This is a genomic window from Caulobacter sp. AVps16 (assembly GCF_058681455.1).
The window spans coordinates 3863416-3884085 of sequence record NZ_CM178739.1 but is presented as its reverse complement, the minus strand read 5'-3'; the positions used below and the strand labels follow the sequence as shown (position 1 = coordinate 3884085).

At 67.3% G+C, this 20670-nt stretch carries 21 protein-coding genes; 6 read left to right on the top strand and 15 right to left on the bottom strand.

What is annotated here, in order from left to right; genetic code table 11:
• Nucleotides 1-58: 58 nt before the first annotated feature.
• Nucleotides 59-1261, bottom strand: coding sequence for a dual-specificity RNA methyltransferase RlmN (rlmN, locus tag ACW17U_RS18620; protein WP_062150189.1), 1203 nt, complete (start codon nt 1259-1261; stop codon nt 59-61).
• A 241-nt stretch (nt 1262-1502) separates the two neighbouring features.
• On the opposite strand from rlmN, the gene ACW17U_RS18615 reads away from it, so the two are divergent.
• Complete coding sequence (locus tag ACW17U_RS18615; protein WP_062150192.1) at nt 1503-2753, top strand: UbiH/UbiF/VisC/COQ6 family ubiquinone biosynthesis hydroxylase; 1251 nt, start codon at nt 1503-1505, stop codon at nt 2751-2753.
• Here the strand turns inward: ACW17U_RS18615 and ACW17U_RS18610 are convergent.
• The 5 genes from ACW17U_RS18610 to ACW17U_RS18590 form a co-directional block, all read right to left on the bottom strand.
• Nucleotides 2750-3850: an acyltransferase family protein gene (locus tag ACW17U_RS18610; protein WP_492054325.1), complete on the bottom strand. Its 1101-nt coding sequence runs from the start codon at nt 3848-3850 to the stop codon at nt 2750-2752. The genes ACW17U_RS18615 and ACW17U_RS18610 overlap by 4 nt on opposite strands.
• Nucleotides 3851-3856: 6 nt before the next feature.
• Nucleotides 3857-4063 (bottom strand): Trm112 family protein, encoded by a 207-nt coding sequence (locus ACW17U_RS18605; RefSeq protein WP_062150199.1) that lies wholly within the window; start codon nt 4061-4063, stop codon nt 3857-3859.
• 43 nt (nt 4064-4106) lie between these two features.
• Nucleotides 4107-4781, bottom strand: coding sequence for an LON peptidase substrate-binding domain-containing protein (locus ACW17U_RS18600; protein ID WP_492054324.1), 675 nt, complete (start codon nt 4779-4781; stop codon nt 4107-4109).
• Nucleotides 4782-4789: 8 nt separating this feature from the next.
• Nucleotides 4790-5707, bottom strand: coding sequence for a tetratricopeptide repeat protein (locus ACW17U_RS18595; RefSeq protein ID WP_492054323.1), 918 nt, complete (start codon nt 5705-5707; stop codon nt 4790-4792).
• A gap of 82 nt (nt 5708-5789) precedes the next feature.
• On the bottom strand, nt 5790-6293 hold the full coding sequence (locus ACW17U_RS18590) for a prolyl-tRNA synthetase associated domain-containing protein (RefSeq protein WP_492054322.1): 504 nt from the start codon (nt 6291-6293) through the stop codon (nt 5790-5792).
• 158 nt (nt 6294-6451) lie between these two features.
• Here ACW17U_RS18590 and ACW17U_RS18585 point away from each other — a divergent pair, with 158 nt between their 5' ends.
• Nucleotides 6452-7195: a DUF6065 family protein gene (locus tag ACW17U_RS18585; RefSeq protein WP_062150205.1), complete on the top strand. Its 744-nt coding sequence runs from the start codon at nt 6452-6454 to the stop codon at nt 7193-7195.
• Nucleotides 7196-7320: 125 nt separating this feature from the next.
• On the opposite strand, the gene glmM is transcribed toward ACW17U_RS18585, so the two are convergent.
• The gene (gene glmM, locus ACW17U_RS18580; RefSeq protein WP_492054321.1) at nt 7321-8667 is read right to left on the bottom strand and encodes a phosphoglucosamine mutase; all 1347 of its coding nucleotides are present in this window, start codon (nt 8665-8667) and stop codon (nt 7321-7323) included.
• A gap of 149 nt (nt 8668-8816) precedes the next feature.
• Here glmM and glmS point away from each other — a divergent pair, with 149 nt between their 5' ends.
• Nucleotides 8817-10637 (top strand): glutamine--fructose-6-phosphate transaminase (isomerizing), encoded by a 1821-nt coding sequence (gene glmS / locus ACW17U_RS18575; protein ID WP_062150207.1) that lies wholly within the window; start codon nt 8817-8819, stop codon nt 10635-10637.
• Nucleotides 10638-10683: 46 nt separating this feature from the next.
• Here the strand turns inward: glmS and ACW17U_RS18570 are convergent, their stop codons facing one another.
• Nucleotides 10684-11151 carry a nuclear transport factor 2 family protein gene (locus ACW17U_RS18570; RefSeq protein WP_492054320.1) on the bottom strand — a complete coding sequence of 156 codons (468 nt, stop codon included), beginning with the start codon at nt 11149-11151 and terminating at the stop codon, nt 10684-10686.
• A 25-nt stretch (nt 11152-11176) separates the two neighbouring features.
• Entirely contained in the window at nt 11177-11581 is a 405-nt protein-coding gene (locus ACW17U_RS18565) for a YkvA family protein (protein ID WP_492054319.1), read from the bottom strand.
• Between the two features lie 56 nt (nt 11582-11637).
• Between ACW17U_RS18565 and ACW17U_RS18560 the strand changes: the two genes are divergently transcribed.
• Nucleotides 11638-12420: an SDR family NAD(P)-dependent oxidoreductase gene (locus ACW17U_RS18560; protein ID WP_062150209.1), complete on the top strand. Its 783-nt coding sequence runs from the start codon at nt 11638-11640 to the stop codon at nt 12418-12420.
• Nucleotides 12421-12567: 147 nt separating this feature from the next.
• Here ACW17U_RS18560 and ACW17U_RS18555 read toward each other — a convergent pair whose 3' ends face one another.
• The 3 genes from ACW17U_RS18555 to ACW17U_RS18545 all read right to left on the bottom strand — a co-directional run bounded on the left by ACW17U_RS18555 (nt 12568) and on the right by ACW17U_RS18545 (nt 14336).
• A complete protein-coding gene (locus ACW17U_RS18555; RefSeq protein ID WP_062150210.1) occupies nt 12568-13167 on the bottom strand; it encodes a CC0125/CC1285 family lipoprotein in 600 nt (199 codons plus the stop codon).
• A gap of 92 nt (nt 13168-13259) precedes the next feature.
• The gene (locus tag ACW17U_RS18550; protein WP_492054318.1) at nt 13260-13889 is read right to left on the bottom strand and encodes a LysE family translocator; all 630 of its coding nucleotides are present in this window, start codon (nt 13887-13889) and stop codon (nt 13260-13262) included.
• A gap of 42 nt (nt 13890-13931) precedes the next feature.
• On the bottom strand, nt 13932-14336 hold the full coding sequence (locus ACW17U_RS18545; protein ID WP_062150217.1) for an MAPEG family protein: 405 nt from the start codon (nt 14334-14336) through the stop codon (nt 13932-13934).
• A 224-nt stretch (nt 14337-14560) separates the two neighbouring features.
• Between ACW17U_RS18545 and ACW17U_RS18540 the strand changes: the two genes are divergently transcribed.
• Entirely contained in the window at nt 14561-15886 is a 1326-nt protein-coding gene (locus ACW17U_RS18540) for a PQQ-dependent sugar dehydrogenase (RefSeq protein WP_492054317.1), read from the top strand.
• 171 nt (nt 15887-16057) lie between these two features.
• On the opposite strand, the gene ACW17U_RS18535 is transcribed toward ACW17U_RS18540, so the two are convergent.
• From ACW17U_RS18535 to ACW17U_RS18525, 3 genes are all read right to left on the bottom strand, one after another.
• Complete coding sequence (locus ACW17U_RS18535) at nt 16058-17290, bottom strand: argininosuccinate synthase (RefSeq protein ID WP_492054316.1); 1233 nt, start codon at nt 17288-17290, stop codon at nt 16058-16060.
• Nucleotides 17291-17375: 85 nt separating this feature from the next.
• A complete protein-coding gene (locus ACW17U_RS18530) occupies nt 17376-17738 on the bottom strand; it encodes an SdpI family protein (protein ID WP_062150226.1) in 363 nt (120 codons plus the stop codon).
• Nucleotides 17739-18071: 333 nt separating this feature from the next.
• The gene (locus ACW17U_RS18525) at nt 18072-20048 is read right to left on the bottom strand and encodes a potassium transporter Kup (protein WP_062150229.1); all 1977 of its coding nucleotides are present in this window, start codon (nt 20046-20048) and stop codon (nt 18072-18074) included.
• 187 nt (nt 20049-20235) lie between these two features.
• Here ACW17U_RS18525 and ACW17U_RS18520 point away from each other — a divergent pair, with 187 nt between their 5' ends.
• The gene (locus ACW17U_RS18520; protein ID WP_062150232.1) at nt 20236-20661 is read left to right on the top strand and encodes an Rrf2 family transcriptional regulator; all 426 of its coding nucleotides are present in this window, start codon (nt 20236-20238) and stop codon (nt 20659-20661) included.
• Nucleotides 20662-20670: the final 9 nt, after the last annotated feature.

Below are 20670 nucleotides of genomic sequence, written 5' to 3'. Positions count from 1 at the left end.
AAACCAAGTCCTATCACGGGACGGCGAGAGTTGCGTAGGGGGCTCGCTTCGAAGGCGTCTATGCCTCCGCGTCGTCCTCATCATCATCCAGCACGCCGGCCATGGCCGCCATGGACAGCTGGCGCAGGGCCGAGGCCCGGACCTTCTCGCTCTCGCTCTTCAGCTGGCCGCAGGCGGCGAGGATGTCGCGGCCGCGCGGCGTGCGGATCGGCGAGGAATAGCCGGCCTTGTTGACGATAGCGGCGAAGGCCTCGATCGCGGCCCAGTCCGAGCACTGGTAGTCGCTGCCCGGCCAGGGATTGAACGGGATCAGATTGATCTTGGCCGGAATGCCCTTGATCAGCTTGATCAGGGCGCGGGCCTCGTCCGGGCTGTCATTGACGCCCTTCAGCATCACATATTCGAAGGTCACCCGGCGGGCATTGCTGATGCCCGGATAGGCGCGGATGCCGGCGATCAGCTGCTCCAGCGGATACTTCTTGTTCAGCGGCACCAGCACGTCGCGCAGGGCGTCATTGGTGGCATGCAGGCTGATGGCCAGCATGGCCTGGGTCGTTTCGCCCAGGGCCTGGAGCTGGGGCACGACGCCCGAGGTCGAGACCGTGATGCGGCGACGCGAGATGGCGATGCCCTCGTTGTCGCTGATGATCTCGATGGCGTCGGCGACCTGGCCCAGATTGTAGAGCGGCTCGCCCATGCCCATGAAGACGATGTTGCTGAGCAGGCGGTCGTCCTTGTCCGACGGCCATTCGGCCAGGTCGTCCTTGGCCACCTGCACCTGGGCGACGATCTCGGCGGCGGTCAGGTTGCGGACCAGGGCCTGGGTGCCGGTGTGGCAGAAGCTGCAGTTCAGGGTGCAGCCGACCTGGCTGGAGACGCACAGGGCACCGGCCCGGCCGACCGACGGGATATAGACCGCCTCGACCTCGATGCCCGGGGCCATGCGGATCAGCCACTTGCGGGTACCGTCCTTAGACACCTGGCGCTCGACGATCTCGGGCCGGGCGATGGTGAAGACCTCGGCCAGGCGGGCCCGGGTCTCCTTGGCGACATCGGTCATCATCGCAAAGTCGGTGACCCCGCGATGATGGATCCAGCGGAAGATCTGGGTGGCCCGCATCTTGGCCTTGCCGTGCTCGGCCACCCCCGACTCGGTCAGGGCGGCGACCATCTGCGGCCGGGTCAGGCCCGACAGATTGATCAGCGGCTTCGGCGCAGGTGCCGCGCCAGTGACGCGCGACAGATCGAGGGTGACGCTCAAGGGGCGGTCCGGGGTCGGGAGGATTTCAGGGGTCAAGGTCGGCCTATAGCAGATGGCGGGGGCTTTGCCAAAATCAGCCTGAAGGACTTGCCCCCTCCGCGCTTCGCGCTCCTCCCCCGGAGGGGGAAGATGAGCGCGTCTTCCCCCTCCGGGGGAGGACGGCTGCGCAGCAGCCAGGCGGGGGCCCGTGGTGGCCACACTGCCTCTGGACACCCCCAGCCCACAGGCCCATATCCGCTGCATGCGCACGCACGACGCCGATGTGATCATCGCGGGAGCCGGCATGGCCGGATCCACCCTGGCCCTCGCCCTGGCCTCAGGGGGACTGCGGCCGCTGCTGGTCGATCCCCAGCCGTTTGAAGCCCAGCTGGCCCCGACCTTTGACGGGCGATCCTCGGCCATCGCCTATTCCAGCTTCCGGCAGTGGCGGACCCTCGGTGCGGGCGAGGCCCTGGAGCCGCACGCCCAGCGCATCGAGCAGATCCTGGTCACCGACGGCCGCACCCCGGGTGCCGCCGCACGCGGTGCCTCGCCGGCCTTTCTGCGCTTCGATTCCAGCGAGATCGCCGACCGTTCGGACGGCGAGCCCCTGGGCTATCTGATCGAGAACCGCCAGATCCGCGCGGCCCTGTCCCAGACCGTGACCCGGGCCGGGATCCCGGTGATCGCCCCGATGGCGGCCAACCATCTTGAGGTCGACGCCGGAGGCGCGCGCCTGACCCTGTCCGACGGACGGGTGCTCAGCGCGCCCCTGGCCGTCAGCGCCGAAGGCCGGGGCTCGACCCTGCGCAAGGCCGCCGGCATCGGCGATATCGGCTGGGGCTACGGCCAGAGCGGCGTGGTCGCCACGGTGAAGATGCAGCGCCCGCACGAGGGCGTGGCCCACGAATATTTCCTGCCCAGCGGCCCGTTCGCCATCCTGCCCCTGACCGACAACCGCGCCAGCCTGGTCTGGACCGAGAGCACGGCCCGGGCCGAGGCCCTGAGCGGGGCGAGGCCCGAAGCCTTCCACGCCCACCTGATGCGGCGGTTCGGCGAGTTTCTGGGTGATGTCGAGATCGTCGGCCCGATCTTCGTCTATCCCCTGTCCCTGTCCCTGGCCGAGCGCATGGTCGCGCCGCGCCTGGCCCTGATCGGCGATGCCGCCCACGGCGTCCACCCGATCGCCGGCCAGGGCCTGAATCTCGGCCTGAAGGATGCGGCGGCCCTGGCAGAAGTGCTGGTGGAAGCCCTGCGCGGCGGCGAGGATCTCGGCAGCGAGGTGGTGCTGGAACGCTATGCCCGCTGGCGGCGGTTCGACACCGTGACCAATGCCCTGGCCTTTGACGGCTTTGTGCGGCTGTTCTCGAACGACAATCCGCTGCTGCGCCTGGCCCGCGGGATCGGCCTGGCCGCCGTCAACCGCATCGCCCCGGCCCGGCGCTTCTTCATGCACGAGGCCGGCGGCGCGGTGGGCGACCTGCCCCGCCTGCTGCGCGGTCAGGCGCTCTAAACCTTCACGATCCAGTTCCTGCGCCGCATATAGGCCACCACCGCCCAGACGAGGCCGATGAAGATCACCACCGGGATCAGGGCTGCCGCCTTGGTACCGACGACCGGTGAGGCGGCGTCATAGGGGATCTTCAGCATGTGGGCGGTCAGGATGATCGAGGCCAGCTCGTGCAGCACGTAGGCGAAGATGGCATTGACCCCGAAATCGGTCAGGAAGTCCCGCCCGGGCACCCGCCAGAGCCGGATGTCCAAAGCCTCGTGCAGGGCTGCCAGCACCAGCAGGGCCGCTCCGCTGGAGACCAGGACATAGCTGCTGGTCCACAGGTCCTTGACGACCGGAAAGGCCAGCCCCCAGGCGAGACCGACCACCAGGAGCAGGGCCCCGGCGACCGCCAGGCCCCGCGCGCCGCGCCGGGCCGCCAGCCACTCTCCGGCCGCGACCCCGATCAGGGCCTGGGCTATGGCCGGCAGGGTGCCGAGCAGGCCTTCGGGATCATAGCCCAGCGGGCCTTTGACATAGGTATGGGCCCCCAGCACCAGGCGGTCGGCATAGGCGACCAGGCTTGACCCCGGGGTCATCAGGTCGGCCGCACCGCCCGGGAACGGTGCCAGGCAGAGTGGCCAATAGAGCAGCAGCAGGCCCACCGCGAGGGTCAGACGGGTACGGGGTCCGGTGATCCGGTAGAGGACAGCGGCGGCCAGAAAGGCCAGGGCGATCCGCTGCAGCACGCCCATGGGACGGAACAGCACGCTTTCGGGCGTGGCCAGCCAGTAGATGTTGCTGACCAGCAGGCCCAGCAGGATCAGCCGGCCGGTCCGCACCAGCAGCCGGCGCAGGCCGCCGGCATCCAGGCCCCGCTCTGCGGTGGCCAGGGGGATCGAGACCCCGGTCATGAAGATGAAGGCCGGAAACACCGCGTCGGCCAGGGTGAAGCCGGCCCAGGCCGAATGCATCAGGGCCGGAAAGACATCATAGCCGCTGACATAGTGCAGATAGGCGGCCGAATTGACCAGGATCATGCCGACAATGGTCAGGCCGCGCAGGACGTCCAGCGACGCCAGACGCGGCGGCTTTACGGCACTGCCGTCGAACGCCATGGCCAGTTATTCGCCGTCTTCCAGCGACCGCGCCTCTTCGGGCAGCATGATCGGTACGCCGTCGCGGATCGGATAGGCCAGCTTGGCGGCCCGGCTGACCAGTTCGCCCCGGGCGCGGTTGTAGTCGAGGGTGGTGCGGGTGACGGGACAGACCAGCACTTCCAGCAGGCGCGGGTCGATATCGGCGGGCGGCGGGGTCGGGGTCGCGGTCATGTCCCCTGTCTAACGCTCCCCTTTCCGGCTGGATAGAGGGGGCTCACTGGATCGAGGGCGGCTCGTCATCATCGTCGACGGCAGCATCGATCTCGAGCAGGGCGACCAGGGTCGCGCGCCGGTCGGCCAGGGTCGGGGCCTCCAGCAGGGCCTGTTTCTCGATGGCATCGAACGGCAGGGCCATGGACAGGCTGTTGACCAGGGCGTCGGAAGGGGCAGCCTCAGCACCGCTCCAGTCTATGGCCAGGCCGCGATGGTCCAGATAGCGGCGCAGGGCCGCCAGCAGCGGGGCCGGATCGGCCGCGGGCGAGGCCAGGCCGTCGTCGCGCAGATCGGCCTCAAAGGACGAGAAGTCGGCCCGTACCTGGCGATAGGGGGTGCGCACCGGCAGTTCATCACCGGCCCGGAACCGGCAGACCCCGGTCAGGGTGATCAGATAGCGGCCGTCGCTGGTCTCGGCGAAGCTGGTCACCCGGCCGGCGCAGCCGATCGGGGCGAGGCTGGGGCCGTGGTCGCTCGCCCGGCCCGCGCCCTTCGGCCGGGTCTGGATCATGCCGATCATCCGCTCGCCCGACATCACGTCGTCCAGCATGTTGAGATAGCGTGGCTCGAAGATGTTGAGCGGCAGCTGGCCGCCGGGCAACAGCAGCGCCCCGTCGAGCGGGAACACCGGGATCACCAGCGGCAGGTCACTGAGCCGTCGAAGGGCACCCGGCATGTGAACCCCTAGCTGAACAGGATGGCCGACAGCCGCTTGCGGCCGGCCTTGGCGACATCCGACATCGGCCCGGCCGCCTCGAACACGGTCAGCAGCTGCTTGCGGGCCGCCTCGTCGCTCCAGCTGCGGTCGCGGGCGATCAGGGACAGCAGATGGTCGGCGGCGGCCTGCAGGTGACCGGCCCCGGCCAGGGCCTTGGCCAGTTCGAACCGGGCCTCATGGTCGTTTTCGTCGGCGGCCAGACGGGCCTCGAACGGCGCGGTCTCGGACGGGGCGTCGGCAGCCAGGGCCAGGGCGGCGCGGACGCTTTCCAGATCCGGGTCGCGGGCATTGGCGGGGGCCAGGGCCGCGACCTCGGCGGCATTCTCCAGGTCGCCGCTCTCGAGATAGCAGCGGGCCATGCCGCCGATGGCCTTCAGATTGGCCGGATCCATCTGCAGGGCCTGGGCAAAGGCCTGGGCCGCGCCGCCGATGTCGCCGAGATCGAGGGATTCCTTGCCCATGGCCAGCAGGGCGTCGAGGTCGCTCTGGGCCGGCGGGCCGGACAGGCGAGCGATGAAGGCCTTGATCTCGCTCTCGGGCACCGCGCCCTGGAAACCGTCGACCGGCTGGCCGTTGACGAAGGCGTAGACGGTCGGGATCGACTGCACCCGCAGCTGGCCCGAATAGCCGGGGTTCTTGTCGACGTCGATCTTGACCAGCTTGACCGCCCCGCCGGCGGCGGCGACGTGCTTTTCGAGGGCCGGGGTCAGCTGGCGGCAGGGTCCGCACCATGTGGCCCAGAAGTCGACAATGACCGGCTGGGTCTTCGAGGCCTCGATGACATCGGCCATGAAGCTGGCATCGGTGCCGTCCTTGATGTGCGCGCTTTTGCCGGCCGGACCACCGGCAGGGATGGGGGCGGGCTTTACACCGATCAGGCTCATCGAAAGTGTCTCACTCAGGCAGGAAGGTCGTCGAGCTCAAGATGGTCCTTCAGGACGACATCTGCAATCGCCGCTTCGCGTCTCAGGCGAGGGACATGGCCTCGAAATCGACGATCATCGGCGTGATCCCCAGGGCTGTGAGAAAGGCGCGAAGGCCGGCCTGACTGACCGCCGTGGTGGCGTCATTGCCCAGAGGATGGAAATTGACCGGATCGGCCTGGGCGAGAGCCGCGTCCAGCACGAAGCGCACGCGATGCTCGCTGTCATTGATCAGGCCAAAGGCGGTCACCGAGCCCGGACTGACGCCCAGGGTCTCGATCATCATCGCCTCCGGTCCGAACGACAGCCGGCCCGAACCGATCACGGTGTGGAGGCGCTTGAGGTCGATCACCGTCTCGCCCAGGGCCGAGATCAGCCAGAGCTGGCCCTTGGCGTCCTTCAGGAACAGGTTCTTGGTGTGGCCACCGGGCATGGCCGCCTTGATCTCCAGCCCCTCCTCGACCCGGAACACCGGCGGATGGTCCAGGGTGGTGTGGGCGATGCCATGGGCGTCGAAAAAGGCAAAAAGGTCGGCGCGGGTCTTCATGCGAAGGCTTTTAGGAGCATGCACTTCCGTCTCCAAGCCTAACACCGCTCTCCCTGGCGAAAGCCGGGGAGAGCGGATGGGGGCTAGGGGCGCTGGACGCGTGGACCTTCACGGCGCTAAGCAGAACCCAGGGTCAAGGAAACAGGAAGACGCGCGGTATGGAACTGGAGTGCTATCCCACCGAGAACCGCCCGCCGGAGATCGTGCCGGGCCGCCCGCAACGGGCCTGGATGGACCACTTCGCCGACCGCCATCCCTATCGCTGCCTGCCGCTGTCCATGGCCAATACCTCGGGCTGGGAGATCCTGTGCCCGGTCGGCTTCTCGATGACCTGGGACGGCGGGGCCCACCAGGAGTGCATCAAGTTCCAGCCTGACCACCCCTATCCGGGCTTCAGCGAGTTCGTGAAATCGCACTTCTCGCGCGGCACGGTGACCTTCCATACCGGCTATCTGTTCCGCACCCCGCCGGGCTGGTCGATCCTGACCATGGGCCCGCCCAATCACATCAAGGACGGTATCCAGCCCCTGGCCGGCCTGGTCGAGACCGACTGGCTGCCCTTCCCCTTCACGATGAACTGGCTGTTCACCCGACCCGGCACGGTGCGCTTCGAGAAGGGCGAGCCGTTCTGTTTCATCATGATGATCCAGGACAAGGCCATGGATAATGTCCAGCCGGTGATCCGCTCGATGAACAGCAATCTCGACCTGCGCCGGCAGTACGATGTCTGGGCCGAGAAGCGCAGCGAGTTCAACAGCCTGATCTTCAAGCGCGACCCTGAGGCCACCAAGGAGGCTTGGCAGCGCTTCTACTTCAAGGGCGAATATCCCGAGGAAGTGGCGGCCGAAGCCCCCAGCCACCACGTCAACAAGCGCCGGCTGAAAGCCCCGAAACTCGGCTAGAGCGTTTTCCGATAGGTGTGAAACGGTATCGGATCGAAAAACGCTCTAAACTTTTGATTTAAGGCCCTTTTCGTCCGACCCTGATGAAGCCGTCAGGTCGGAAAGGGCTCTAGGGCCGGCGGCCGTCAGGCCGCTTTCACGGCCGAGACGATCGACTTGACCACCTGGCGGACCAGGGCGGGGTCGTCGCCCTCGGCCATGATGCGGATCAGGGGTTCGGTGCCCGAGGCGCGCACCACGATGCGGCCGGCCCCGTTCAGCTGGGCTTCGCCGTCGGCGATGGCTTCTTTCACCGTCTTGGCCTCGAGCGGCTTGCCGCCACCGAAGCGGACATTTTCCAGCAACTGCGGCACGGGCTCGAACTGACGGGCCAGGGCGCTCATCGGCTGGCCGGACTCGATCATCACCGCCAGCACCTGCAGGGCGGCGATCAGGCCGTCGCCGGTGGTCGAGAAGTCCGACAGGATCAGGTGGCCCGACTGCTCGCCACCGAGATTGAAACCGCCCTCGCGCATGCGGGCCATCACATAGCGGTCGCCGACACTGGTGCGCTCGAGGGTCAGGCCCTGTTCGCCCAGGAAGCGTTCCAGGCCGAGATTGGACATCACCGTGGCGACCACGCCGCCGGCCTTCAGCTTGCCGGCCTTGGCATAGGCGGCGGCGATGATGGCCATGATCTGGTCGCCGTCGACCACCTGGCCGTTCTCGTCGCAGATCACCAGCCGGTCGGCGTCGCCGTCGAGGGCTATGCCGATGTCGGCGCGATATTCCCGAACCAGCTTGGCCATCGACTCCGGATGGGTCGAGCCGCACTCGTGATTGATATTGGTCCCGTCCGGATCGACGCCCAGCGGAATGACCTCTGCCCCCAGTTCGTAGAGGGTGACGGGAGCGACCTTGTAGGCTGCGCCATTGGCGCAATCGATGACGATCCGCAGGCCGGCCAGGGACAGCTGGCGCGGGAAGGTCGCCTTGACGATCTCGACATAGCGGGCCTGGGCATCGTCGATGCGCTTGACCCGGCCCAGGCCGCGCGGCGGGGCCAGGCCCTCCTGCAGGCCCTCGTCCATCAGGGCCTCGATCTTCAGCTCCTGGGCATCCGACAGCTTGTAGCCGTCCGGACCGAACAGCTTGATGCCGTTGTCGGCGAAGTCGTTGTGGCTGGCGCTGATCATCACGCCCAGATCGGCGCGCATCGAGCGGGTCATCATGGCCACGGCGGGCGTGGGCAGGGGGCCAAACAGTCGCACATCCATGCCGACGCTGGCAAAACCCGCCACCAGGGCCGGTTCGATCATGTAGCCTGATAGCCGGGTGTCCTTGCCGATCACCACCAGATGCCGGCGGTCGTCCTGCGAGCGGAACAGCTTGCCGGCCGCCAGACCGACCCGCAGGGCGACCTCGGCGGTCATCGGGTGCTTGTTGGCCTGGCCGCGGATGCCGTCGGTGCCGAAATAGGCGCGCTTGCTCATGGTCGCTCTGGTCTCGAGGTGGATCGCGAAACGATCCGAAATGCAGATTTATGTGGGCCAAACCTGCACGAATGCTAAAGCCCGGCCAACGACTATACCCGCGTGGGTAGCCATAATCCCGGCGGGCGCGATTTACAAAGGACCTTGGCATGTGCGGCATCATCGGCATCGTCGGAAATCAGCCTGTCGCCGATCGTCTGATCGAGAGCCTCAAGCGTCTGGAGTATCGCGGCTATGACTCGGCTGGCATTGCCGGCCAGGTCGACGGGGTGCTGCAGCGCCGCCGCGCGCCGGGCAAGCTGCGCGAGCTGGAAAGCGTCCTGGCCCACGAGCCGCTGATCGCCACCACCGGCATCGGCCACACCCGCTGGGCCACCCACGGGGCTCCGACCCTGCGCAATGCCCACCCGCACATCGTCGGCAAGGTGGCGGTGGTCCACAACGGCATCATCGAGAACTTCGCCGAGCTGAAGGCCGAGCTGATCGCGGCAGGCCGCGAATTCCAGAGCGACACCGACACCGAGGTCGTCGCCCACCTGCTGGACGCCGAACTGGCCACTGGCCTCGCCCCGCTGGAGGCCTTCAAGGCCACCCTCGACCGTCTGCGCGGCGCCTTTGCCCTCTGCGTCCTGATCGGCGGCGAGGACGAGGTGATCCTGGCCGCACGCAACGGTCCGCCCCTGGCCGTAGGCTATGGCGACGGTGAGATGTTCGTCGGCTCCGACGGCCTGGCCCTGGGCCCGTTCACCAACCGCGTCGCCTATCTGCACGACGGCGACTATGTGATCCTCAACCACACCGGGGCGAAGATCTTCGACCAGGCGGGCCAGGTCGCCGACCGGCCGATCAAGATCGTCCCGGCCTCGGCCGTGCTGATGGAGAAGGGCAATTACCGGCACTTCATGGAAAAGGAGATCCATGACCAGCCGGAAGGATGCCAGCGCACCATCGCCGCCTATGTCGATCCCATCACCGCCCGCGCCGCCGTGCCCGGTAACATCGACTGGGCCGCCCTGGACCGCATCCAGATCGTCGCCTGCGGCACCTCCTATATCGCCGGCATGGTCGGCCGGTACCTGATCGAGCAGCTGGCCGACCTGCCGGTCGATGTCGAGATCGCCTCGGAATTCCGCTATCGCCAGCCGGCCATCCGGGCCAGCGCCCTGGTCATCGCCATGTCGCAGTCGGGCGAGACCGCCGACACCCTGGCGGCCCTGCGCTACTGCCAGGAGAAGGGCATGAAGAGCGCCGTGGTGGTCAATGCCACGGAATCGACCATGGCCCGCGAGGTCGATGTGGTCTGGCCGATCCATTGCGGACCCGAGATCGGCGTCGCCTCGACCAAGGCCTTCACTGCCCAGGTCAGTGTGATGATCGCCCTGGCCATCGCCGCCGCCAAGGCGCGCGGCCGGATCGACGACGCCGAGGAGCAGCGCCTGGTCAAGGTTCTGCTGGAGGCCCCGCGCCTGATCGCCGAGGCCATCGGCCTGGAAGACGCCATCAAGGACATCGCCGCCGAGGTCGCCCGGGCCCGCGACGTGCTCTATCTGGGCCGTGGCCCGATGTCGGCCCTGGCCCTGGAAGGGGCCCTGAAGCTGAAGGAAATCAGCTATATTCATGCCGAGGGCTATGCCGCCGGCGAGCTCAAGCACGGCCCGATCGCCCTGGTCGACGAACAGACCCCGATCGTCATCCTCGCGCCCTATGACAGCTGGTTTGAGAAATCGGCCTCGAACATGAGCGAGGTCATGGCCCGCGGCGGCCAGGTGATTTTCATCACCGACACCGAAGGGGCCCGGCACGCCCCGGCCGGTGCCAAGGTGGTGATCACCGCCCCGGCCTGCGACCCCCTGGTCTCGGCCCTGGTCATGTCCGCCCCGATCCAGCTGCTGGCCTATCATGTGGCCGTGCACAAGGGCGCGGATGTCGACCAGCCGCGCAACCTGGCCAAGTCGGTGACAGTGGAATAGGGGCGCTCGAACGCCCTGGCGGCGGCAGGCCTGGACCTGCCGCGCCCTATCTTGCCCCGAGCTCTGCGCAGGCCTCGGGTTCCTTGGTCCAGGTCAGACTGGCGATCCGCCAAACCCCGTCCTGCTTGATCAGGGTGAAGACCTCGACGCCACAATGGCTGGTCACGCCATCGATCAGGAACTCATAGGGGCCAGTCACCGTGGCCAGGGGCCCGCGTCGCATGACCTGATGCGCCCACATCCGCTCGTTGCGGCCCGGCTTGAGGAGGCGCCCCAGACTGTCCTCGACCGCAAAGCGGCTGAAGGTCGTCGCGCCGTCGGCGGTCAGCCCCACGGCGGCGAGTTGGCCGCCCGGCAGCACTACCGCCTGCATGGCGGCCGGATCGGCCCTGGCAATCGCGTCGAAGAAGCGCTGGACGCTGCCCAGCACCGCTGTGTCGTCCGGATCCTCCGCTAGGGCGGGGGTCGAAGCCGCAGCGAGCGCCACTGCGAGCATCAGGGCCTTGAATCGCATCTCGGGCTCCGGGTCCGAACCTGTCTCAGTCGTCCTTGGCCATCCGGTCGAGGAAGGCCTGGGCCGCCTCACGGTGGCGGGGCCGCAGGTTGCGGCCGACAATGGCGATGACCGCTGCGATCACGGCGGCGTCGTCGGTCATGCCCAGGGCCGGCAGGATGTCGGGAATGACGTCGGTCGGCAGGACGAAATAGGCCAGGGCCGCCATCATCATGCCCTTGGCCGCCGCCGGGGTGGCCGGGTCGCGGGCGCACCACCAGATCGACAGGGCCTCGGCGGCGAATGGGATCCGGGACGCCACCTGGCGAATCTTGGGCAGGAAACCCCGCGCCACGCGTTCTTCGTTCAGCTTCACCGTGGCCGGAACCAGGGCCTTGGCCGGGTCCAGGATCTGATTGACGTCGGGGGACGGTTTGGCGTCAGCGCTCATCGGTCTAAAACCCTCTCCAAGCCGTTATCTTAAACGCAAACCCAGGGGAAACGTCCATGAAACTCGACAACACCGTCGCCGCCGTCGTCACCGGAGGCGCTTCGGGCCTTGGCGAAGCCACCGCCCGCGCCCTGGCCGCCCACGGCGTCAAGGTCGCCATCTTCGACTTCAACGAAGTCACCGGCGAAGCCGTCGCCAAGGACATCGGCGGCGTGTTCTGCAAGGTCAATGTCACCAGCGACGCCGATGTCGACGCCGGCTTCGAGAAGGCCCGCGCCGCCCACGGCCAGGAGCGGATCCTGGTCAACTGCGCCGGCACCGGCAATGCCGCAAAGACCGCCGGTCGCGACAAGGCCACCGGCGAGACCAAGCACTTCCCGCTCGATGCCTTCGACCGCATCATCCAGATCAACCTGGTCGGCACCTTCCGCTGCATCGCCAAGTCGGCCAAGGGCATGCTGGACCTCGAGCCGCTGGAAGACGGCCTGCGCGGTGCCATCGTCAACACCGCCTCGGTCGCGGCCGAGGACGGCCAGATGGGCCAGGCGGCCTATTCGGCCTCCAAGGGCGGCGTGGTCGGCATGACCCTGCCGATCGCCCGCGACCTGATGAGCGAAGGCATCCGCGTCAACTGCATCCTGCCGGGCATCTTCAACACCCCGCTGATGAACAATGCGCCGGAAGCGGTGAAGGCCGGCCTCGCCGCCTCGGTGCCGTTCCCCAAGCGCCTGGGCAATCCGGCGGAATATGCCCACCTGGCCCTGACCATGATCACCAATGACTATTTCAACGGTGAAGACGTCCGCCTCGACGGCGGTATCCGCATGGCTCCGCGCTAAGACGGTAAAGCGGAGGGGGTGGTCACTTGCCCCCTCCGCGCCTTTGGCGCTCCTCCCCCGGAGGGGGAAGATGATTCATCCGCCCCCTCCGGGGGCGGGCGGTCGCAAAGCGACCCGGTGGGGGCAAGTGATCGGCCCCCGACTACCCTACTTCTTCGGCGTCGGCAGGACGATGCTGCTGGCCAGGCTGGTCATGATCTCGCGGGCGTCATAGGCGCGCGGATCACCTTCCGGCTTCTTGCCCCGGTGCAGGACAATCTCGGCACCAGCCTCGAACTTCTCGATGGTCCGCACCTGGCTGCGGTCAAAGAAGAAGGGGTCACCCCAGAAGGGATCCCAGGTGCGCCAGCCATAGCTGGGGCCGAAATAGCGCCAGGCCGGTCGCCAGTAGCTATAGGGATAGCCATAGCCCAGACCAAAGCCGGGACGCGCCAGGGGATCGGGGTCCAGCACGGTGCGGGCCGTGCGGTCGGTGCGACGGTCGGCGGTCTCGAACCAGTCCGCGCCCTGCTGCACGGTCAGTTCGGCGGCGCGGTACAGCAGATAGCGCTCGACCGTCTCGCGCGAGGTCAGGCTGTTGCCGGCGAAGCTGACCCGATAGCGATCCGGCTCCAGGCGCAGCTCGGAAAAGCCGCCCGCTGACGGTCCCGAGGCGACCTTGGGCTGATAGGGCGTGGCGGTCGCACAGGCCGAGAGTCCGGCGGCGACGACCAGGGCCGCGACAAGGGCAGCTTTTCTCAAAGACATGGACAGAACTCCGTGACCCCAACCTCGCAGGTCTGGGCTGCAACTCTGGCGAGGCTTTGTGGTTTCGCCAAGGCGAAATCGGCGGGGCGGGCTCAGCCCCGCGACACGATCAGGATCGCTGCACAGATCAGCAGGGCCCCGACCGTGAAGGCAAACACCCGCCGAAACACCGGCTCGTTCATCCGCGTCGACAGGGCTGCCCCGCCCAGGCCGTAGGCGCTCATGCTGATCACATCCAGGCCGATGGTGGCACAGGCGAACATGAACAGCTGCGGGACAAGCGGCCGGCCGACATCCAGAAACGGCGGCAGGACGGCCGTGAAGAACAGCAGGGCCTTGGGATTGGCGATCTGGACGGTGAAGCCGTCGACAAAGGCCGACTTGCCGCCCCGGGCCGTGGCGACTGTCTCGCGCTCGGCATTCTTCCAGCCGGCCCACAGCGACTTCAGGCCCAGCCAGACCAGATAGGCCGCGCCGGCCAGGGCCAGGATGTGGAAGGCCTGCGGAAAGGCGATGATCAGGGCCCCCAGACCGAGGGCCGAGCCGAAGAACCAGATCAGGGTGGCGCAGTTCATCCCCGCCACGCCGAGCAAGGCCGCGCCCTTACCCTTTTCCATGCCGGTGGCGATGGCGAACAGATTGGCCGGTCCCGGCGTGATGGCCATGACGGACATGGCGGCCAGGAAGGCGGCATAGCGGGCGGGATCGACGGGAAGGGCCATGGTCACGCTATAGGTGAGGCCCTCCCCGTCGAAAAGCGCGCTTTAGGCGCCGACGGCGGCCAGAACCCAGATCGCCCGTCCCAGGGCGCCGAACAGCAGAATGGCCGCTGCGGTCATCTGGATCATGAAGCCCAGCTCGCGCTTGTTGGCGGCGGCGGCATAGCCCAGGGCATAGACGATCCGGCCGATGATCCAGACCACGCCCAGACCGGCGGCGACCATGTCATTCCAGAAATAGGCGAACAGCCACAGGGAGGGCAGGAAGATCGGCAGCCATTCCAGCGTATTGGCCTGGACACGGATATGGCGCTCGAGTTCGGGATCGCCGGTCATGGTCGGGGCGGCAATGCCGCTCTTCTTGCGGGCCCCGCCGACGCGGACCCCCATCCAGACATAGACCAGCAGGGCGACCAGCGTGACGATGGCGACATAGGCGTGCGTTTGCATGTAAAGGAGCTCCCCGGATTCCGAAACGGTCTGCGCCGTCCGGTGGGAACCTGTCATGGTTCGCGCCAAACCGGAACTCTTGCCCGTTTGCGGGGCTCACCCCTCCGGGCACCGGTGACGGGGGGTGCCATGCGCGTCGAATCTCCCGCGCTCCGCGGTCGGTTTCCCTGTAACCGCCGCGCGTCCTCACCTAGGCTGACGTTCGGACCGTACCGGACGCCCTCATGAAACGCCTGATCGCGGCCCTTGCGCTGCTCGTAATGCTTGTCGCCTCGCCCGTGATGGCGGCACCCTATGTCCTGTCGCCAGGCCAGACCTGCGACGGCTGGCCGAGGCTGCCGATCGAGATGGCACCCGGGATGTGCGCCGGCCTTGTGGTCGCCCCGCCGCCGGGGACCAGCGGCCTGTCGAAGCGGGTCCTGCGGATGCCACGAACCCTGGTGCAACTGCCAGGCGGCGACTGGATCGTCACCGATCTGGGCGGCTGGGATCCGGGCAAGGGGTCGGTCTGGCGGCTGCGCGCCGAGGCGGGGCGACCCGCCGTTCTGACTCCGTTGCTCAAGGGGCTGACGATGCCCCATGGCCTGGCGATCGGCCCTGACGGCCTGGTCTATGTCGGCGAGATGAGCCGCATCATCCGCATGAATCCCGGCGCGCCACTGCCGGCCACCACGGTCGAGGTGGTCGTCGCCGGCCTGCCGGACAATCGGCTACACGACACCCGCCACCCCCTGTCCAACTTCATCTTCGACGCCAATGGCGACCTGCTGGTCAATGTCGGCGCGCCGAGCGACCGCTGCCTGGTCGAGGGCAAGCCGGACGGAACGCCGCGCTGCCTCCAGAGCGAGGGGGCCGAGGCCCTGGCCGGCGTGCGGCGCTATCGCTACCTCAGCCAGGGGCGCTGGGCAGAGACCTACACCATGGTCGCCCGCGGCCTGCGCAACAGCCTGGCTTTGGCGCGGACGCCGGCGGGCACGCTGCTTCAGGCTGAGAACAGCTACGACTTCGACCCGGCGGCCGACCGGCCGTTCGAAGAGCTGAACGTGCTGGTCGAGGGCGGTCACTACGGCTGGCCCTACTGCTACGACATGGTGAAATCGACCCCCGGCTGGGTTGGGGCCACGAATTTCCGGTGCCGCTCGGCCGACCATACCCGGCCGGCCCTTCTGCTGCCGCCGCATGCCGCGCCACTCGGCATGCTGGTCTATCAGGGCGGGCTGCTGCCGCAGCTCCAGGGCCGGCTGCTGGTCAGCTATCACGGCTATCGCGCGACCGGTGCCCGGATCGTGGCCTTCGCCCTGGATGCCAGGGGGATGCCGGTAGCGACGGCCAGGGCGCGGTACCCGGCCTATGGTGCCGATGGTCTGGTGTGGAAGCCCCATCCCGGTCCGGCGGCCGAGCCGCTGATCCTGACGCCGGGCTGGCAGGCCGTCGCGGACAAACGGCCGATGGGGGCACCGGTCGGGCTGGCGGTGGCCGCGGATGGGGCCGTCTGGGTGGCGGACGACCGGAACGGGACGGTGGTGCGGGTGTCCGTGGACCGGCCGTGACGGCTTCTTCAAATCCCTGGCGGCTACACCGGCCGTCTCGGTGGAGTACGCGGGCCAGGTGACGGTGCTTCCCGGCCCCGCCGCGCCGCCGCTGACGAGTAGGCTCAGGAACGAAAAAGGCGCCGCGAGCTGAGCTCGCGACGCCTTTCCATCGTCGATCTTTGGTTGACCTCAGCCCTTCGTCCGCTGATCCCGCTTGGCCAGAACCCGCAGGCGCAGGGCGTTGAGCTTGATGAAGCCGCCGGCGTCGCGGTGGTCATAGGCGACCTTGCCTTCCTCGAAGGTCACCAGGTCCTGGTCGTACAGGCTATAGGGGCTGGTGCGGCCGATGATCGAGACATTGCCCTTGTAGAGCTTGACCCGCACCTGGCCCGAGACCTTGGTCTGGCTGTAGTCGATGGCCGCCTGCAGCATCTCGCGCTCGGGGCTGAACCAGAAGCCGTTGTAAACGAGCGAGGCATATTTCGGCATCAGCTCGTCCTTCAGGTGCATGGCACCCCGGTCCAGGGTGATGCTCTCGATGCCGCGGTGGGCGGCCAGCAGGATCGTGCCGCCCGGGGTCTCGTAGACGCCGCGCGACTTCATGCCGACGAAGCGGTTTTCCACCAGGTCGAGGCGACCGACGCCGTTGTCGCGGCCCAGTTCATTGAGCTTGGTCAGCAGGGTGGCAGGGCTCATCGCCACGCCGTCGATGGCGACCGGATCGCCCTTGTCGAAGTCGATCGTGAAGACGTGCGGTTTGTCGGGCGCATCTTCCGGCGCGATGGTGCGCATGTGGACGAATTCAGGGGCCTCGACCGCCGGATCTTCCAGCACCTTACCCTCGGACGAGGAGTGCAGCAGGTTGGCGTCGACGCTGAAAGGGGCTTCGCCGCGCTTGTCCTTGGTGATCTGGATCTGGTGCTTCTCGGCAAACTCCAGCAGGGCCTCGCGCGACTTGAAGTCCCATTCGCGCCAGGGGGCAATCACGGTGATGTCGGGCTCGAGGCCGTAATAGCCGAGCTCGAAACGGACCTGGTCATTGCCCTTGCCGGTCGCGCCGTGGCTGACGGCGTCGGCGCCCATCTTGCGGGCGATCTCGATCTGCTTCTTGGCGATCAGCGGGCGGGCGATCGAGGTGCCCAGCAGGTACTGGCCCTCATAGACCGTATTGGCGCGGAACATCGGGAAGACATAGTCGCGGACGAACTCTTCGCGCACGTCCTCGATGAAGATGTTCTCGGGCTTGACGCCGGCGGCCAGGGCCTTGGCGCGGGCCGGCTCGATTTCCTCGCCCTGGCCGAGGTCGGCGGTGAAGGTGATGACCTCCGCGCCATATTCGGTCTGCAGCCACTTCAGAATGATCGAGGTGTCGAGGCCGCCCGAATAGGCGAGCACGACCTTCTTCACGGACTTGTCAGCCATGCGCGGGGTCCTTCCGGAGAAACACAAAGTCGGGCGCGTTCAAGGGCGCCGGGGGCGACGGGTCAAGTCCTAATGGGACCTCGCCCTAAAGCCGGTCCTCGCCCTGCAGGGTTCGGATGACCGCGCGCAGGTGCGCCAGCTGGGCCATGGCCAGAATCGCGGCCAGGGCGGCGCGCACGCACAGCAGCATCATCGCCTCCAGCCCCTGGGCGCGGAAGGTCGCTCCCGACAGGGTGAAGGCGAAGATGATGGCCATGGCCGCCGTCGGAATCCACAGCAGTCCCACGACCCGGGACGTCCGCCAGGTGGGCTGGCCGTCGCGGCCCCAGTGCATGGGAATGGTCACATCCTTGGGGATGCGCTTCCAGGCCTGCAGGGCGGTCGAGGCGATGATGGCCAGGGCGGCGATGGACAGGCCATCGCCGATGACGCGTAAGGCGGTGCTCATGGATGTTGTTCCTTGAGAGATTTCCAAACGAGGTGGAGCGTCACGCTCGACACCCACGCGCAGAAAAGGGGGATCATGACGTAGGCGTAGCTCCGGATTCCGGTGATCACGGGCAGACCAGCGTGAATCCGTGAGTACAGCTCTCCCCACGCCAGAAGCATGAAGATGATCGGATACCAGATCGTCCATCGCGACCGATCAAGTGGTCGTCCACCGAGATCGACTATACGGAGGCGCTCCATTCGGCGGGACAGCCACCAAGTACAGATGCTGAAGCCCGCGCAGGCGACTGTCGCGACCGCAAAAACGAGGATCGCTAGTCCATAGGTCACTCTAGACCGTCACCTGGGCGCCCAGCTCGACCACGCGGCCGGGCGGGATCTTGAAGAAGTCCGTCGGGTTGGCGGCATTGCGCATCAGATAGATGAACAGCCGGTCCTGCCACAGCGGCATGCCGCTATTGGCCGAGGGCACGATCGAGCGGCGACCCAGGAAGAAGCTGGTGGCCATGATGTCGAACTTCAGCCCCTGCTTGCGGCACACGGCCAGGGCCTTGGGCAGGTTCGGGCTTTCCATGAAGCCATAGGTGATGACGACCTTCTTGAAGTCGTCATTGACCTTCTCGATCTTGACCCGGTCGTCCTCGGCGATGCGCGGGGTGTCGCCGGTACGGACGGTCAGGATGACATTGCGCTCGTGCAGCACCTTGTTGTGCTTGAGGTTATGCATGAGGGCGACAGGCGTCATGTCGGGGTCGGAGGTCAGGAAGATCGCCGTGCCGGGGGCGCGGTGCGGGGCCCGGGCCCGCAGGATCTCCATCAGGTCGGCCAGGGGCACGCTGTCGCGGCGGGTCTTGGCGGTCAGAATCTGCGAGCCGCGCACCCAGGTGGCCATGATCAGGAACAGCACCGCACCGATCAGCACGGGCAGCCAGCCGCCCGAGAAGAAGCGCAGGGCATTGGCGCTGAGGAAGGTGATGTCCAGGGTCAGGAAGGGCACCAGGAAGCACAGGGCCTGAGGCAGGCTCCACTTCCACAGTTTCCGCATGACGATGAAGGCCATGCAGGTGGTGACGATCATGGTGCCGGTCACGGCCAGGCCATAGGCATGGGCCAGGGCCGACGAGGTCTGGAAGGTGAACATGATCGCCAGCACGCCGAACAGCAGCATGGTGTTCAGCTGCGGCACGAAGATCTGGCCCGACTGGGTCTCCGAGGTGCGACGAACGTCGAGACGCGGCAGCAGGCCCAGCTGGATGGCCTGCTGGGTCAGGGAGAAGGCGCCGGTGATCACGGCCTGGCTGGCAATGACCGTCGCGGCACCCGCCAGCAGGACCAGCGGCAGGCGGAAGGCGGCCGGGGCCATTTCGAAGAACCAGTTCAGCTCCGGCATCGGTCGGCCGGCAGCCGCAGCAGCGTCGAGGGTCATCAGGGCGAAGGCCCCCTGACCCAGATAGTTCATGGTCAGGCACGGCAGGACAAAGAACAGCCAGGCCGCCTGGATCGGCCAGCGGCCGAAATGGCCCATGTCCGCGGTCAGGGCCTCGACCCCGGTCACGGTCAGGAACACGGCGCCCAGCACGATGAAGCCGGTCAGGCCGTGCTCGGCCAGGAACCCGACCGCATAGTGCGGGCTGATGGCCATCAGCACGGCCGGATACTGCGCCAGATTGATCGCCCCCAGCAGGAACATCACGCCGAACCACAGGGCGCAGACGGGGCCGAACAGCTTGCCCACCGAGGCCGTGCCCCGGCTCTGGATGAAGAACAGGCCCAGCAGCATGACCGTGGCGATGAACAGCACCACCTGGTTGGTAACATTGTTGGCCAGGGCCGGAATGGTTCTCAGGCCCTCGACCGCCGACAGGACCGACATGGCCGGGGTGATCAGGGCGTCGCCATAGAACAGGGCCGCGCCGGCCACGCCGAGGGCGAAGACCAGCATGGTGCGTCGACCCATGGCGTGCTGGGCCAGGGCCATCAGGGACAGCACCCCGCCTTCACCCTTGTTGTCGGCCTTCATGATGAAGACCACGTACTTGATCGTCACCACCAGGATCAGGGCCCAGAGCGCCAGAGAGACCACGCCAAAGATCTCGGACCGGGTCACGCCGTCATGGGCGGCGGCGTGCAGGGCTTCCTTGAAGGCGTAGAGCGGGCTGGTGCCGATGTCGCCGAAGACGATGCCGACCGAGCCGAGGGCGAGCGCAAAGAAGCCATGCCCCTTCGCGCCGGGTCCGTGCTGATGCGGAATGTCTGAGGGGGCGGGCGCGCAATCCGGGGTCGGGTCGCTGGAGGCTTCGGAAGCCATGGAGTGTCTCCGGGCGCCCCCTCTCGCAAAATGCGAACGGCGGGCCCATATCGATCAAGCGCGGCGCGATACACCCAATCTGATCCGGGTTCAATCGTCACGCGGCGTTCAATGGCTTTACGGGCAAATCGGTTCGTAAAGAGTTTTTGATTGAACGCGCGCCTATCGTCCTTAGGTTCCTGCCGAGATGTCCGACAGTCAAAAGTTTCCCGTAGCGGCTCACGCCCTCGCCTATCTGGCGCACAAGCAGGCCTTTTCGCCTGATCGCGCCGTTGCGAGCGTCGAACTGGCCGCTTCGGTGCCGACCAATCCCGTCGTTGTCCGGCGAGTGACGGCCATGCTCGGCAAGGCCGGCCTGATTGGGGCCCGGGCCGGGGCCAATGGCGGGGCCTGGCTGCTGCAGCCGCCACAGGACATCACGCTGGACCGGGTCTTGCGGGCCGTGCACGGCTGCGCCCACCTCGGCGTGGCCCCGCCGGGGGTCAAGGGCTGCCCGGTTGGCGAGAAGATCCCCGACGCCGTCAGCGCCGCCATCATCGCCGCCAATACCGCCGCCCATGACCGGCTGGCCCAGATCACCGTGGCCGATCTGCTGGCAGGCGCTCAGGCCTAGGGCCCGCCG